Below are 17,231 nucleotides of genomic sequence, written 5' to 3'. Positions count from 1 at the left end.
CGGGTTTTCCAGCGCCGCCGTCTCAAGGAGCCCGGCCAGGCCGGCCAGCAGCTGCGCGCCGTCGTGTTCGGCCACCACCAGCTGCAGCAGCGTGCGACCCGGCGTCTTGGCCTTGAGCAGGCGCCGCAGCGTCTCGAAACAGGCGAGCGCCACCGCGGCGTAGCCCTCGGCCGGCGCCTCGGCGGACAGCGCAGGCAGCGCCGCGCTGCGGCAGCCGGGCAGCGCGGCGTCGAGCGCGCCCTTGCCGATCCGCGGCAAGCCGCACAGCAGCACCTGGTGCCGCGCGTAGTCCACCGTGCCGGCCGCGGCCGGCAACGGCGTGGGCACCCAGGCCGGAGTGGCCAGCAGCGTGGCGCACGGCGCCTGCCGCTGCGGCGCCTTGAGCCCCCTGATGCGTTCGAGCGCCTGCTCCTGCGTCAGCGTGCCGGCCGACAATTCGCGATAGATGTTCGCCAACGCTTGCTTCATAGCTTTTCGAGTTCCACGGCTTCGTCGGCGGAGATCTCATGGTTGAGAATGCCGGCGATGATCGACTGGTAACGGGCTTCATCGAATGGGGCGGCTCCGGCCGCGGGCCGGGCCGAGAAGCCCCGCATTGCGACGCAGACATTGCCGTGCGCGTCGCACAGATCGATGTCGACCTTGGTGAGATGGGGCAGTACGCCCGCCCCGCCCCGGGCATGGCGCACCCAGGCGTACAGGTGCCCGCCGCTGGCGGCCGAGACGATGTGCAGCGATTCGAGCGCGAACGGCAGCCATGGCTGGCGGGCCGGGCCCTCGTCGAACAGCGCGATGGCGCCTTGCAGCGCGCTGTCCATCAGGCTGGGATGCAGCACGTAGCCATCGCCGCGCGCGGCCTCGGGCAGTGCCAGTTCCAGCAGCACTGCACCGTCGCCGCGATGGAGCGCGACGATGCCGCGCAGCGCCGGCCCGTAGTCCAGCCCCAGCCCGGCGAACGCCGGGTAGAGCGCCGCGCCGTCCTGGCTGCCGCGCGTCATCTGCGCGCGCAGCCCGGCCAGGTCAAGCGGCGGCAGCGTGCCCGGCATCGCCGACACGCCGCTGCCCTGGCAGTGCAGCGCCTCGTCGGCGCCGTCCTGGCTGTAGACCTCGAAGCCCAGCGCATCCCCCTGCTCGGCGAACACGGCGATGGCCACACGGCGCGGTGCGTCGACCACGATGGGCTGCGCCCAGACCACATGGCGCAGCTCGATGCCGTGTGTGGCGCGCTCGGGCGGCAGTGCATCCAGCAACGCGGCGCGCGCCATCTCCAGGTAGGCCACCGCCGGCAGCATGCGCCGGCCGTCGACGCGGTGGTCGGCCAGGAAGAACTCGTCGCCGCTGAAGGTGCTGTCGTAGCGCTGCTGGCTCAGGTCCGAGGTATTGCGGTGCAGCAGCGGGTGCAGCACCGCCGCGGCAGCTGCGGGCGCGCCGCGCCGCGCCGCCTGCGTGGCGGCCACCCAGCAGCGCTCGCGGGCGAACGGATAGGCGGGCAGCGCCATCCGGCGCGGCCGCGGCTGCGGGTGGAAGGCGTGCCAATCCAGCTCGAAGCCCCTGACCCACAGTTGCGCCACCTTGTGCAGGTTGCGGCCGGCCACCCAGTGTGCGATCACGCCGCGCATCTGCTCGTCGTCGGCGAACGCCGCCAGCAGGTCGTCGCCGCGCGCGGCCTGGCCTTGCAGCACGCCGTCCACACTGTCGCCGTCCAGCCAGCCGGCCAGTTGCTGCGCCAGCGGCTCGATGCCGTCGCAGATCAGCGCCAGCCGGTGCGGCATCGGATCGCGCCCCACCTGCAGCGTGTAGGCCAGCCGCGCCAGATCCGGCACGGGCTCGCGCCGCAGCGCCGCCAGCAGGTCGCGCGCCTTGTGCCGCAGCTGCTCGGCGGTCTTGGCCGACAGCGGCACCAGCACCTCGCCTACCGTCTGCGGCGCGGCGGGCGGCGCCGTGTATTCCTCGATCACCACGTGCGCATTGGTGCCGGAAAAGCCGAACGAGCTGACGGCGGCCAGCCGCGGCGTGGCACTGTCCCATGCGCGGTACTGCGTGTTGACGTGGAACGGCGACTGCCCGAACGCGATATGCGGGTTGGGCCGCGCATAGTGGATCGACGGCACCAGCATGCGGTGCCGCAGGCACAGCAGCGCCTTGATCATGCCGGCCACGCCGGCGGCAAAGCCGGTATGGCCGATGTTGCTCTTGACCGAGCCGAGCGCGCAGCGCGCCTGCCCGCCGGAGCCGAACGCCGCGGTCAGCGCGCTGACCTCGATCGGGTCGCCCAGCGGTGTGGCGGTGCCGTGCGCCTCGACATAGCCGATGCGCGCGGCGTCAATGCCGAAGCGGCCATACACCTGCCGCAGCAGCGCTTCCTGCGCCAGGGCGCTCGGCGCGGTGATGCCGTTGGTCTTGCCGTCCTGGTTGATGCCCGAACCGCGGATCACGCCCAGGATGTCGTCACCGTCGCGCTCGGCATCCGCCAGCGCCTTGAGCAGCAGCACGCCGCAACCCTCGGAGAACACGATGCCGTCGGCCGAGGCGTCGAACGCGGCGCAGCGCCCGTCGCGCGAGGGCATGCCCACCTGCGAGGTGAGGATGTGGCCGATCGGCGTGGTCAGCAGGTTGACGCCGCCGGCCAGCGCCAGCCGGTTCTCGCCGCGGCGGATGCTTTCGCACGCCAGGTGCACCGCCACCAGCGACGACGAGCAGGCGGTGTCGATCGCCAGCGCCGGGCCCTTCAGGTTGAGGTGATACGAGATGCGCGCCGCCAGGATGGCGCTGGATGTGCCCATGAAGGCGGCCCCGGCCGTGTCCTGGCCGTCACCGGCCAGCACCCGGGCATAGTCGCCGCCGGCACAGCCCACGTATACGCCGCAGGCTGCGTCGGACAACGCGCCCGGTGCGTAGCCGGCACGCTCGATCGCCTTCCAGCACTCCTCCAGGAACAGGCGCTGCTGCGGATCGATCAGCTCCGCCTCGGCGGGCGCGATGCCGAAGAACAGCGCGTCGAAGGCATCGATGCCCTCCAGGAAGCCGCCCCAGCGCGAGTACGAGGTATGCGGATGCCGCGGGTCCGGGTGGTACCAGTCGGCGTGGCCGTCCCAGCGCCCGGCCGGCACTTCGGTCACGCAATCGCGGCCGGCCTTGAGGTTGTCCCAGAACGCCTCGACGGTCTCGCTCATCGGGTAGCGGCAGGCCATGCCGATGACGGCGACCTCAGCCGTGCCCCGCGGCATGACCGACGGCCGCGGCGGCTGCATCACGGCCTGGCGTTCGAGCGTGCTGCGTGCGACCCGGCGCAGGCCGATGTCCTCGACCGTCAGCACCGCCCGCCCGCTGGCATCGACCAGCTCGAAATCGAACGACGCGGCATCGTGCGCCAGCGCGCGCAGCCTGGCATGGCAGTCGTACCCGGCCTGATCGAGCGGGCCGGCGAAGGCGATGGCGCCGATCCGGTGCGGCAGGAATTCGTCGTCGCTGGGACCGAACTGCTGCTCGGCGAGGTAGGCACAATGGTTGATGACGGTGCACAGCCCGCCGTACAGCGCAAACGGGTTGGCCAGGAACGACCAGTCGTGCCCGGCCACGCGGATACGGCCCAGCGCGGCCGAACGGCCGAGTTGCAACTGCTGCAGCGGTGCGTACCAGGTGCCGGCATTGGTGCGGATCTGCGCGCCATCCAGCTCGCGCTCGACAGTGAAATCCGCACCCAGCCGGCCCGCCGGCACGCCGTGCGCCGGCACGATGCGGCCCTGCAGATGCAGCGTCTCGTCATCCGCCGCGCCCGCCGGTGCCGAATGCACGGTGAACTGCAACGCCTCGCCGGCGCGGCGGAAGGTCACCTTGAGCCCGGTGTCGCAGCCCGGCACGCCCAGCAGCGGGCTGACCAGGGCGATCTGCTCCAGGCGCAGCGGCACCTCGCTGAAATAGGTGCGGCAGGCGGCGTAGACCAGCTCCACGTAGGCATCGGTCGGCAGCAGGTGCCGGCCGAACACCACATGTTCCCTGAGGCAGACATTGGTTTCGGGGTTGATGACGCAACGCACGCTGAATTCGCCGTCGGTCTCGAAATCGCCCTCGCCGTCGGCGCAATGAAAGTACAGGTCCTTGAAGCGCTTGCCGAACTTGGGCTCGAAATGCAGACCGCCCGCCGCAGGCCGGCGTACGCTGCGCAGCGGCGGCACGGCGGCGTGGGCCACCACCGGCACCGCAACCACGGCGGCCGGGGCCGCGGGCGCGATGTCGGGAACCAGGGGCGCGACCGCCGGGGCCGCGCCGGGCAGCTGCGCATGCAGGAATGCCGCCAGCGCCGCCACATTCGGATAGTCGTACACCCGCGTCGCCGACAGGTTGCTGCCCCAGCGCCTGTTGATCACCTTGACCCACTCGACGCCGACGATGGAATCGAGCCCCAGCTCGGTGAACGGGCGTGCCTCGTCCACCTCGGCCGGCTTCATGTACAGCGCCTGCGCCAGGCTCGCGCGCAGGTCCTGCCGCAGCGCCGGCAGCGACGGCCGCGCATCCGGCTGCGCCGCCACCAGCGGGGCGGGCACGGGCACGGCAGCAGGCGCGGCGGGCGCCGCCGGGGCCGCGCCGGGCAGCTGCGCATGCAGGAACGCCGCCAACACCGCCACATTCGGATAGTCGTACACCCGCGTCGCCGACAGGTTGCTGCCCCAGCGCCTGTTGATCACCTTGACCCACTCGACGCCGACGATGGAATCGAGGCCCAGCTCGGTGAACGGGCGTGCCTCGTCCACCTCGGCCGGCTTCATGTACAGCGCCTGCGCCAGGCTCGCGCGCAGGTCCTGCCGCAGCACCGACAGCGCCGGCCGCGCATCCGGCTGCGCCGCCACGGCGGCCAGCGGGGCGGGTGCGGCAACGGCCGGTGCCGTGGGCAGCGCCGGTTCGACCTGCGGCATCAGCCCGGCGTGCAGCGTGTGCTGCGGTGCAAGACCGCGCAGGGTGACGCAGATGCGGCCGTCGCCGTCGCACACATCGATATCGACCGCGGGTGCACTGCCGGCGCTGCGCCGCGCCCAGGCAAACGCCTCGGCCGGGCACGCCGCCAGCACCTCGGCCGCGTCGAGCGTGCCGGGCGCCGTCTCCCCCAGCAGCGTCAGGCCGGCATGCAACGCGGCATCGAGCAGGACCGGATGCAGCCGGTACTGGGTCAGCGTCGGCACCAGGGCCGCCGGCAGCGTCAGATGCGCCAGCGCTTCGCCAGCAGCGAGATGGAGCGCGGCGATGGCTTCGGTACCGGATATGGCTGGCACGGCGGTGCGCAGCCGCGCGCGCAGCGATGCCAGATCCAGCGTGGCCGGTGCGGCGGCGTGGTGCGGCAGCGCCAGCCCCTGGCAATGCGCGGGCGCATCGGACGCGCCGAAGATCTCGAATGCGGCGCCGTCGCCGTCCGGCGCCAGTGCGATCGACACGGCCTGCGGCGCCGCCAGCGCGCCCTGCCAGACCAGGCCGTGCAGCGCGATCGGCGCGTCGGGCGCCCGTTGCGGCAGGGCCTCGGCCAGCGCAGCGCACGCCATCTCCAGGCAGGCCGCCGCCGACAGCACCCGCTGCGCACCCGCGTCCGGCAGTTCGCGCCCGGTGAGGAAGCATTCGTCGCCCGCCAGCGCGGTACGGTATTGCTGCCGGTACAGGTCGGCGGTATTGGTCTGCAGCAGCGGATGGCGCGTGCCGGCCGCCGGCACGGCGGCCGATTCGGGTTCGGCATCGAGCCAATGGCGCTCGTCGGCGAACGGATAGCCGGGCAGGCCGATGCGGCGCGGCAGCGGGCCGCCCGCGTGGAACGCCGCCCAGTCGAGCGCCAGCCCCTGCACCCACAGATCGGCCAGCCGGGCGAGCGCGCGCCTGGCGATCCAGTTGCCCAGCATGCGCTGGAAATCCGGATCGGCGGCCAGCGCCGCCAGCGTCTCGCGGCCACGCGTCAACGCCCCCTGGTAGATGCCCGGCGCAGCCTCGCCGGCGGCGAACGCCTGCAACTGCGCCACAAGCGCGGCCGGCGTGTCGGCGATGAAGGCGGCGCGTTCGTCCATCTCCTCGCGCCCCAACTGCAGCGTGTAGGCGATGTCGTCGAGTGGGGCGTCCGGCATCGCCTGCAGGAAGGCCAGCAGATCGCGCGCCTGGTGCCGCAGTGCCTGATCCGTGCGGGCCGACAGCGGCACCAGCATCGGGCCGGACTGCGACGGCGCTGCCGCCGGCCGCCGGTGCTCGGCCACCACCACATGGGCATTGGTGCCGGAAAAGCCGAACGAATTGACCGCGGCGCGGCGCGGCCCCTGCCCTTGCGGCCAGGGCTGCAAGCGCGCATTGACATAGAACGGCGAGCCGGCGAGCGCGATATGCGGGTTGAGCTGCCGGAAATGCGCCGCCGGCGGCAGCTGCGCGTGCCCCAGCGCCAGCAGCGCCTTGAGCAGGCCGGAGATGCCGGCCGCGCTCAGGCAGTGGCCGATGTTGCTCTTGACCGAGCCGAGCGCGCAGTAGTCCTGGTTGCGGGTGAACCTGCCGAAGGCGGCCTTGAGCCCGGCCACCTCGATCGGATCGCCCAGCGCCGTGCCGGTGCCGTGCGCCTCGATCAGCCCGATGCCGGCCGGATCGATGCCGAAGCGCCGGTACACCGTCTCCTGCAGCCGTGCCTGCGCATCGGCGTTGGGCGCAGTGATGCCGTTGGTACGGCCGTCCTGGTTGACCCCCCAGCCTTCGAGCACGCCGTGGATGGCGTCGCCGTCGCGTTCGGCATCGGCCAGCCGCTTGAGCAGCACCACCCCCACTCCCTCGCCGTTGACGATGCCGCTGGCGCGCGCGTCGAAGGTGAAGCAACGCCCTTGCGGCGACAGCATGCCCAGTTGCGCAGTCATGATCTGCATCGCCGGCCCGGCCATCACGTTGACGCCGCCAGCGAGCGCGACATCGCAACCGTGCGCGATGAGGCTGTCGCAGGCGGTGGCCACCGCCACCAGCGACGACGAGCACGCGGTATCGATCGACAGGCTGGGGCCGTGCAGGTCGAGGAAGTAGGCGATGCGCGCCGCCAGGATGGACGGCGCGGCGCCGGTGAAGCCCTGGCCGCTGAGCTGTTCGCGGCGCGACAGCTGGTGGTAGTCGCCGGCCGAGCAGCCGACGAACACGCCACAGCGGCTGCCTGCCAGCGCCCTGGGGTTGTAGCCGGCATGCTCGATGCCGTGCCAGCACACCTCCAGGAACAGGCGCTGCTGCGGGTCCATGCTCCTGGCTTCACGCGGCGAGATGTTGAAGAACGCCGCGTCGAATCGGTCATGGCCGTCCAGCACGCCCATCCAGCGGCTGTAGGTCTTGCCCGGCACGGCTTCGCCCGCCTGGTAGTAACGCTCGATATCCCAACGCTGCGGCGGGATCTCATCGATGCAGTCGCGGCCCTCGGCGATATTGCGCCAGAACGTCGCCAGGTCGGGCGCCTTGGGAAAGCGCCCGGCCATGCCGATCACGGCGATGGGCTGTACCCGCAGCGCACCCTCCTGCGGCAGCACGCGGCCCTGGCCGCGCCACGACAGCAGCGTATGCAGCGCCGGTATCGCGGCCGCTGCAGCCGCTGCGGGCGGGACGGGCTGCGGCACCGCGGCGGGCCGCAGCTGCCCACCGACGTGGCTTGCCAGCCGGCGCAGCGTGGGGTGGCTGTACACCTCGATCGCTTCGAGCGCGGTGCCGTAGACCTCGTTGATGCTGCGGATCCAGGTGACGCCGGTGATGGAATCGAGCCCCAGCTCGACGAATTGTTCGTCCTCGCCGATCTCGTGCTCCGGCATGCGCAACTCGTGCGCCAGCATGCGCCTGAGTTCGGCGAGCAGCGCCGCTGGATCGCCGGCTGCCGATGCCGACAGGGGCGGCAGCGCCGCGGCCTGCGGCAGCAGCGCCTGCAGATGGCAAGCCAGCCGGCCCAGCGTGGGATGGCTGTACACCTCGATTGCTTCGAGCGCGGTGCCGTAGACCTCGTTGATGCTGCGGATCCAGGTGACACCGGTGATGGAATCGAGCCCCAGCTCGACGAATTGTTCGTCCTCGCCGATCTCGTGCTCCGGCATGCGCAACTCGTGCGCCAGCATGCGCCTGAGCGCGGCGGTCAGCGCCGGCAGGTCGGCGGCGGCGGCCGGCTGCGACGACACCACGGCCGGCAGGGCGGCAGGCTGCGCAGGCGCGCCGAAACGGCGCTCGATGCCAGCCAGCGTCCCCGCCTCACCGACAAAGGTGCGCTCGTGCATCGCCAGCTCGTGTTCCAGCGCCTGCGCCAGCGCCGGGTGCAGCGCCGCGCCGCGTTGCGCCTTGAACCGGAGCAGCCGGGCGCGTGGCTGCTGTGCGATGCGCCCGGCGAGGGCCAGCGCCGCCGGCAGCACCGCCGCGCGCGGCAGCACCGTCTGTGCCAGGCCCCGCGCCTTGAGCACGCCACCGGCGTATTCGCGCGCGGTCAGCAGCGTCTCGCGCGCCAGATCATGGCCGAGCGCGTGCGGGAACAGCCAGGTCGTCCCCGCGCCGGGGGTGAAGCCGTATTCCATATAGGGGCTGACATAGCGGCTCTCGTCACTGAACAGCACGAGGTCGGCATACATGCCGAGCGCCCAGCCGGCGCCGATGCCATGGCCCTGCATTGCCGCGATGACCGGCAGCGGGCAATCGAGTGGCAGCCGGAACACCGGGTTGTCGGTGAAGCGCGCTTGGCCTTGCTGGATCGCCCGCAGCGTCGCCTCGGTGCCGCCGGACGCGAAATAGCTGTCATAACCGGTGAGCACCACCACCTTGTAGCCCGGGTGGGCCGCCACATGGGCAAACGCCTCGCCCAGCCCCTGCGAGAACGCCTCGGAGAACATGTTGCGCGCCGCGCGGTCGGCCATGCGCACTTCCAGCACGCCGTGCGGGTGCGCGATCGCCTCGATCACCGTCGACGACAGCGCGACCGGCCCCACCGGCGGTGCGTCCGCCTCCGGCGCGTCCAACATCGGTGCGGCCGGGGCCGCGAGCAGTGCCGCGGCGCGCTGCTGCCAGCCGGCCAGCTGCGGCAACGGCCATGCCGCCAGCGCGTCGGCCAGCGCCAGTGCCTGCGTCAGCAGCATCGCGGCCGGCACCACATGACGGGCGCCGTAGCCGGCATGCAGTTGCGCGCCGGAGACCTCGTCGCCCGCCAACAGCAGCTGCAACGCGGCCTCCTCGCCCAGGCGCAGCGAGAACGCGGCCCATGCCGCGTCGGCCAGCGCCGGTGCGCTTAGCGCATCGCCGACGGCGTAGTGGCCTTCCTCGGCATAGACGCAGGCCTGGCACAGCTGGGCGGCATACCACGCCAGCCCGCTCGGCGCACCGCCAAGCGCCGCGATCACCGGGCGCGCCAGTCCGAGCAGCGTGTCGCGCAAGCGCAGCGCCAGCGCCGCGTCGGGCGCGCCGGGCAGGAACTGCGGATGCATGCTCGCCAGCACCACGCAGCGGTAAGGCAGGCGGGCGATGTGCTCGAACAGCGTGGCCAGATCGGCCAGCAGCAGGCCGGCATCGTCCGCCTGCGGCTGGATCGTGACCACCAGCGCATGCGCGCCGTGCGCCGCCAGCGTCAGGCGCGCCGACGGTGCCGTGGGCAGCGTCGTCACGGCAGTGTCCTGCGGGATGGGGATGCCGGCAATGGTGGGTGCCGGCGGCGCCTGCAGCGCAGCCACGATGCGGCGGTTGAGCTGCTGCTTCAGCAACTGCAGCGCAAGGCGCGGCTTGGCCGCCAGTGCGCGCGCCAGTGCCAGCGCATATGCCTCGACCTCGTCGTCGGGCAGCACCGGGCCGCGCCAGCCCCGCTGCGCCAGCCCGGCGCCGCTGGCACCCGGCGCCAGATACAGCAGGTCATCCGCCACCGCGCGGCCGAAGCGCTCGACCAGCACGGGCTCGGCCACCTCCGACGGCAACCCGTCCTGCGGCATGGCGGACGCGAGGCGCGCGTGCTCGCCGCACACCAGGAAATCGCAGGCGGCGGCGACCAGCAGCCCGGCGCCGTCGACCGCGCCGCGCACCACGGCGATCACCGGCACCGCCGATGTCGCCAGCGCGTCGTAGCAGCCCATGGCGAGCGCGGCACGGTGTGCTGCCAGCGCGCCGGTCAGGAAGCAGGTCGGGCCGCCTTCCAGCAGCAGCACCTTGGCCGTCGGCTGCGCCTGGACCGTGTGCAGCGCGGCCAGCAGTTTGGCCAGCAGCGCCTCCGACAGCGCATTGTCGCCGGGCGCCGCGATACGCAGCGCGAACACGCCGTCGCCATGGTCGGACAGCGTGACCGTCCCGTCCGCTGCCGACATGCCGTCGCCCGGTGCCGTCAGCGCGATCCGCGGTTTGGGCGCGGTGCCGGCGGCAAAGGCCGCGGCGGCGGCCGGTGGGGTCAGCGCGATGCTGGGCTTGGCGCGGACCGGGTCGGATGGCATCGGCGCGGCCAGCGGCAGCGCCACCGGGCGCGGGGCGACCACCGCGGATGCCGCCGTGGCGGGCACGGCCGACGGCAGCGTGTCCGGCAGACGTACGCCGCGCAACGCGACGCAGACCAGCCCGGCAGCGTCGCACAGGTCGATATCGATGCCCTGCGCCCCGGGGCGCACCCAGGCAAGGCGCGCCTGTGCCGCCGGCCGGAGCGCATGCAGCGTGGCCACGGCGAGCGGTTCGGCGGCGCCGGCCGCGGCGAGGGCCGCGCCCAGCAGCGCCGGGTGCAGCACATAGTCCTGGTGGCCGTGTGCCAGCGTCCCGGGCAGGGGCAGCGCCACGCGCTGGTGCGGCGCGATGGCGGCCGGATCGACCTGCTCCGGCGTCGCGGTACCGCCGGCCCGGACGATGCCCTGGCAGTGCACGATCCCGCTGCCGTCCTCGTCGACGCCGTAAAGCTCGAATTTCGCCGTGGTGCCGTCGTGCCCGAACAGTGCGAGGGTCAGTGGCTCGCCGCCGCGTGCCCGCAGCGGCCGCGCGAACGCCACCTGGCTCAGTTCGACCGCCTGCGGCGCCCCTCCCGGCAGCGCCGCGGCGAAGGCGGCCCGCGCCATTTCCAGGCAGGCCGCCGTCGACAGGCGGGTTTGGCCCGGCGCGCCGTCGAAGAAGAATTCGTCGCCACGGAAGGTGGCACCGTAGCTGTGCTGCGCCAGATCGGAGGTATTGCGATGCAGCAGCGGATGCAGCGCGGTTCCCGGCAGCGGCGTCGCCGGGCGTGAGGCGGCGTCGGCCCAGAACCGCTGCCGGGCGAACGGATAGCCCGGCAGACCGGTGACCCAGTGCGGCGCGGCGTGCAGTGCGCGCCAGTCGACCGCCTCACCACCGGCCCAGCGGGCCGCCAGCTGCGGTGGCGTCAGCGACGCGGGGTGCAGCGCGGCCCGGGGTGCCGTGTGCGCGCCGGCCTTGGCCTGACCACGGTGAAGCCCATCGACGGCCTGGTCGGCCAGATAGGCATCGAGCCGGTCCGCGAGCATGTCGGTGCTGTCGGCCAGCACCACCAGGCGCTCGCCCATGGCCTCGCGCCCGAGCTGCAGCGTGTACGCCAGTGCGGCCAGCGGCGGTGCCTCGGCACGGACGAAGCGGGCCAGATCGCGCGCCTTGTGCTGCAGCTGTTCGGCCGTGCGTGCCGACAGTGGCACGATCGCCGGCAGTGGCATGGCCTGCGGCGCGGTGCCGGCGGCGCGGTATTCCTCGACGATCAGGTGCGCATTGGAGCCACCCGCGCCGAACGACGAGATGCCGGCAATGCGCGGCAGCGTGCGGCCATCGCGCACCGGGGCGTCCCACGGCCGCAAGGTCTGGTTGACGGTGAACGGCGTGCTGGCGAAGTCGATATGCGGGTTGAGCCGTGCCGAGTGCAGCGACGGCACGATCTGCCGGTGCTTCAGCTGCAGCAGCACCTTGGTCAGCCCGGCGATGCCGGCGGCCGCTTCGCAGTGGCCGATGTTGGACTTGGCCGAGCCGATCAGGCAGAAGCCACTGTCCGGAGTGTGCTCGCGGAACACCTTGGCCAGCGCCGCGATCTCGATCGGGTCGCCCAGCCGGGTGCCGGTGCCGTGCGCCTCGATATAGCTCACCGCGCGCGCCTCGACCCCCGCCTCGGCCAACGCCTGCCGGATCGCACTGGCCTGCGCCTGCGGGTTGGGCACGGTGTAGCCGTTGGTCTTGCCGCCATGGCTGAGCGCGCTGCCGCGGATCACGCCATGGATCGGGTCGCCGTCGCGCTCGGCGTCACTGAGACGCTTGAGCACCACCACGCCGACGCCCTCGCCCGGGATGTAGCCGTCACCGCCCTCGCCAAAGCTCTGGCAATGGCCGTCGCCGGAGATGAACTGCCCGGCGCTGAGCATCAGGTATTTGTTGGGATGGATGGTGACGTTGACGCCACCGGCGAGCGCCAGCGCGGTGCGGCCGAGCCTGAGGTCCTGGCACGCCAGGTGGATGGCGGTGAGCGAGGACGAGCACATGGTGTCGACCACCATGCTTGGGCCGTGCAGGTTGAGGAAGTACGACACCCGGTTGGCGATGCTGGCCGGATTGCTGGCAAAACCGCTGCGCTCGCCGCGCAGGCTCGCCTCGGCACCGAACAGCTGGTATTCGCCGTACATCACCCCGGCGTACACACCCACCTGCGCCGGCAGATCGTCGCGCTGCGGGATCTGCAGCCGCTCGCGGGTATAGCCCGCATCCTCGATCGCTAGCCACGCGTGCTGCAGGAACAGCCGCTCCTGCGGATCGAGCAGTTGCGCCTCCAGCGGCGAGACATTGAAGAAACGTGCGTCGAATTCGTCCACGCCGTCGATGAAGCCGCCCCACTTGCTGTAGTGCGCGCCGGGCGTGCCGCGGTCTGCGCTGTAGTAGTCGCGCCAGTCCCAGCGGCTCGCCGGCACCTCGACGATGCAGTCGCGGCCAGCGCGCAGGTTGTCCCAGAACGCGGCGAGGTCATGCGCCTCGGGGTAGCGCCCGCTCAGCCCGACGATGGCGATGGGCTCGGTGCCGACGGGCGCCGGGCGCGGCGCGGCGACGCGCAGGCTGGCAACCGTGGCCGGCACCACCACGGCGGGAGCGGTGGCCGGCGCAGCGCTGCCGGTGGACAGCGCAGCCAGCGCCACCGCGTGCTCCCTGGCGAAATAGCCGGCCAGCTCGTGCACCGTCAGGTATTCGAAGAACAAGGTCTTGGGCAGCGCGCCGAAGCCGGCCTCCAGCCGCTTGATCAGTTCCAGCCCCAGGATGGAATCGATGCCGTAGTCCTCCAGCGGCGCGCGGGCGTCGATCTGCGCTTCGGGCAGCTTGCACAGCGCCGCCAGTTGCCGGCACAGCAGGGCCTCGGCCGCGGCGGCAAGGTCGGCGCCGGCCGACACCGCCACGGCGGCGGCCGGCTGCGGCGGCGCGGTGACGCCGCGCAGCGCACGCAGCATGCGCGGCAGCTCGCCCGCCATCGCCAGCGTCTGGTCGTGGCCGCCGGCAAGGCTGCGGTAGAAGAGCTGCATGCCGGTGGCGCTGTCCAGCGGGGCGATGCCGGTGCTTTCGCGCAGCATGCGGCGGCCGGCCTCGTCCGGCTGCATGCCGCCGTCGCGCCACAACGGCCAGCGGATCGCCAGCGTGGCACCGCGGCGCTCGCCAGCGGCGACCAGTCGGTTGCGGTAGTGCGCAAAACCGTCGAGAAAGCCGTTGGCGGCGGCGTAGTCGGCCTGCCCCAGGTTGCCCAGCGCGCTGGTCAGCGACGAGAACAGCACCAGGAAATCGAGATCGAGCCCGCGCGTGGCCTGATCCAGGTGGACCGTGCCCTGCACCTTGGGCGCCAGCACCTCGGCGAACCGGGCGGCGTCCTTTTTGAGCATGAAGTCGTCATCGATGGTGCCGGCGCAATGCAGGATGCCATCCAGCCGGCCATGCTGCCTGCCGATGGCCGCGACCAGCGCGGCGACCCGCCGCGCATTGCCAAGGTCAAGCTGCCGGTATTCGACCCCGCCCGCGGCCGCAAGCGCGGCCAACCCGGCCGCCTGCCCGGCACTGAGCTGCGCCGGCGCGGCACGGCCGGTGAGCACGATGCGCGCATGTGGGCTGCGCGCAAGGATCTCCTGTGCGAACAAGCGGCCAAGGCCCCCCAGCCCGCCGGTGATCAGATAGACGCCCTGCTCGCGGAACGGGCAGGGCAATGTGTCGGCGCCGGCATCGTCCAGCACCTGCCAGTGCGCGGTGTGCCGCACGCCATGCGGATAGCGCACCAGCGTATCGTGCGGCCGCGTGGCATCGGCTTCGAGCCGGCCGGCAAGCGCCTCGGCACCGATGCCGGGCTCGACCAGTACGATCTGGCCGGCCACGCGCGGCTGTTCCAGCTGCGCGGTCTTCATCATCCCGGCCAGCCCCGCGTAGAGCGCGTGCTCGTCGCTGTCCGGCAGCACGAACTGCAGCAGCGTGCCCTGCGACGGACGCGCCGCCATCAGCGCCTGCAGCGCCTCGAAGCCGGCGAGTGCCAGCTCGCCGTAGCGGCGCGCCGGACCGCCGCGTGCGGCCAGCGGCAGATGACGGCAATCGGGGGCGATACGGGCGGCGTCCAGCTGCGGCAGGCCGCACAGCACCACCCGCCGCGCCCAGCCTTCGACCGGCGCCGTGCCAGGGTCGGGCCGCCATTGCTGCGTCGCCAGCAGGCTGCCGCTGTCCTCGCCGCCCAAGGGGCGCGCGACGAAGCCACGGATCGCCACGCAGACGGCACCGCTGTCGTCGAGCAGGTCCAGATCGAGCCGGACGGCGCGTTCGCCGGCAACGGCCGGCGCCCGCCGCGCCCACACCAGCGGCCGGGCCGGGCACGGTTGCAGCAGGCGCACCGATGCGACGGCGAACGGTACCATCGGGCGCTCGGGCGGCCGGGCCGGGTCCACCAGCAGCAGCGTGGCGGCCTGCAGCGCGCCATCCATCAGGCTGGGATGCAGCACATAGCCAGATGCATCCGCCCTCACCGCGGGCGGCAAGTGCAGCTGCGCCAGCAACTGGTGTCCGCCACGCTCGACCGACACGATGGCGCGATGCGCCGGGCCATACTGCAGCCCCATCCGCCCGAAGAGGCGGTAGACCGCGTCGGCCGTCAGGCCCTCGTGCCGCAGCGCGGCCCTGAGCGCCGCAAGGTCGTGCGGCGCCTGCGGCGTTGCCTCGCCGGTCAGGCAGCGGCCCTGGCAGTGAATCGCATCGTCGCCGGTGTAGACCTCGAAATCGATGCGGCCAGGCTCGCGCGGCAGCAGTGCGATCCGCACCTGTACCGGTTGCGCCACCGCGATCGGCTGCAGCCAGACCACGTCGCGCAGTTCGAGCGCGGCATCCGGCACGCCGGCCTCGCGTACCGCGGCGCGTGCCATCTCCAGGTAGGCCACGCCGGGCAGGATGCGCTGCGCGTCGTCACCGGTGCCCCGACGCAGCCGGTGGTCGCGCAGGAAGGGTTCATCGCCGGTGAAGGTGGCGCTGTAGCGATGCTCGTCCAGGTCCGAGGTGTTGGCATGCAGCAGCGGATGCAGCAACGCCTGCACCGGCGCGGCCGGGTGGCTCGCCATCCAGCAGTGCTCGGCGGCGAACACGTAGGTGGGCAGGTGCACCCGGCGCGGCGCGGCGCGGCCCTGCCGGGCAGCCCAGTCGATGGCCTCGCCGGCAGCCCAGGCGGCGGCCAGCCGGGCCGCCTCGCCGTCGTCGGCCGGCGGTGCCTCGCCGTGTGCAAGGTAATGCGCCAATGCCGCCTGCAGCCCGGCCAGCGAGGCGACGGCGAAGGCGACGCGCCGCGCCATCGCGGCACGGCCGGTCTGCAGCGTATAGGCCAGCGCCGCCAGCCCCGGTGCGTCGTCGCCGCGCGCGGCGAGGAACGCGGCCAGCCGTGCGGCATAGGCACGCAGGCTCTCGTCGGTCCGGGCCGACAGCGGCACCACCACCGGCGCGGCCGGCGCGGCCGCGGGCTTGCCCTTGGCGGGCACGTATTCCTCGATCACCACGAAGGCGTTGGTGCCGCCCACCCCCAGGCTGTTGACCGCGGCGCGGCGCGGGCCGGGGCCGGCCTGCCAGGGGGCAAGCTCGCGGTTGACGTAGAACGGCGTGTTCTCGAAACGGATGCGCGGGTTGGGCCGGGTGTAGTGCGCCACCGGTGGGATCAGTCCGTGCTTGACCGCCAGCACCGCCTTGATCAGGCCGGCGATGCCGGCGGCGGCCTCCAGGTGGCCGATCTGCGTCTTGACCGCGCCAAGCGCGCAATAGCCCTTGCGCCCGGTCTGCTCCTTGAACACCGCCGACAACGCCTTGACCTCTTCCGGGTCGCCCATCGCGGTGCCGGTGCCGTGCGCTTCGATCAGGCCGATCGAATCGGCGCTGACCCCGGCGTTGTCCAGCGCCGCGCGAGCGCAGGCGATCTGGCCCTTGGCGCTGCTGGCGGCGTAGCTCATCTTGCCCTTGCCGTCGTTGGCGATGGCCGAGCCCTTGATCACCGCGTGGATCGGATCGCCGTCGCGCAGTGCGTCGGCAAGGCGTCTGATCAGCACCAGCCCCAGGCCGCTGCCGAACACCACGCCGTCGGCGTCGGCGTCGAAGGTGCGGGTGCGCCCGGAGCGGGAGAAGATGTAGCCGTCCTGGTAGCGGTAGCCATGCAGGTGCGGCACGCGCACGGTCACGCCGCCGGCCAGCGCCATGTCGCACTCGCCGTTGAGCAGGCTCAGCCGCGCCTGGTGCAACGCCACCAGCGAGGTGGAGCAGGCGGTCTGGACCGTGACGCTGGGCCCGGTCAGGTTGAGCTTGTACGAGAGGTAGGTGGCGAGGAAGTCCTTGTCGTTGCCAAGGTGTGCCGCGCCGGCGGTGATCTTCTCGAAGCGCTCGTGGCGGTTGACGAAGTGGGCGAAGTAGCTGGTGGTGACACCGCCCGCGCCGGCGAACACGCCGATGCGCTGTGCCTCGTGGCGGGCATGGCCCGCGTCCTCCAGCGTCTCCCAGGCGCATTGCAGCAGCAGCCTGATCTGCGGGTCCATCAGCTCGGCTTCGAGCGGCGAGATCTTGAAGAAGCCCGGGTCGAACTGCGCCACGCCGTCCAGCGGCGCGGCCACCTTCACGTAATCCGCGTCGGCAAGCTGTGCCTCGGGCACGCCGGCGGCGCGCAGCTCGTCGTCGGTCAGCGTGCGGACGCTGTCCCGGTTCGCACACAGGTTGTCCCAGAACTCGGCCACGCTGCCCGCGCCCGGAAACCTGCCCGCCATGCCGATGACGGCGATGTCATCGCCCTTGACCCTGGTATTCAT

The 17,231-nt window shown here is 72.5% G+C and carries 2 protein-coding genes (1 of these 2 cut by a window edge); both read right to left on the bottom strand.

From position 1 onward, the window contains the following. Positions 1-468: the start of an SDR family NAD(P)-dependent oxidoreductase gene (locus tag N8I74_RS03785; protein ID WP_263125591.1), read on the bottom strand. The gene continues 14,433 nt to the left of window position 1, outside the view; 468 of the gene's 14,901 nt are visible here — the first part of the coding sequence; it begins with the start codon at positions 466-468; its stop codon lies off the left edge, out of view. After that, positions 465-17,231: an SDR family NAD(P)-dependent oxidoreductase gene (locus N8I74_RS03780; protein WP_263125590.1), complete on the bottom strand. Its 16,767-nt coding sequence runs from the start codon at positions 17,229-17,231 to the stop codon at positions 465-467. The genes N8I74_RS03785 and N8I74_RS03780 overlap by 4 nt, the downstream gene beginning before the upstream one ends.

Origin of the sequence: Chitiniphilus purpureus (assembly GCF_025642115.1) — a bacterium.
Taxonomy (GTDB): domain Bacteria; phylum Pseudomonadota; class Gammaproteobacteria; order Burkholderiales; family Chitinibacteraceae; genus Chitiniphilus; species Chitiniphilus purpureus.
The sequence above is the reverse complement of the archived record's forward strand: the minus strand, read 5'-3'. Positions and strand labels throughout refer to the sequence as shown.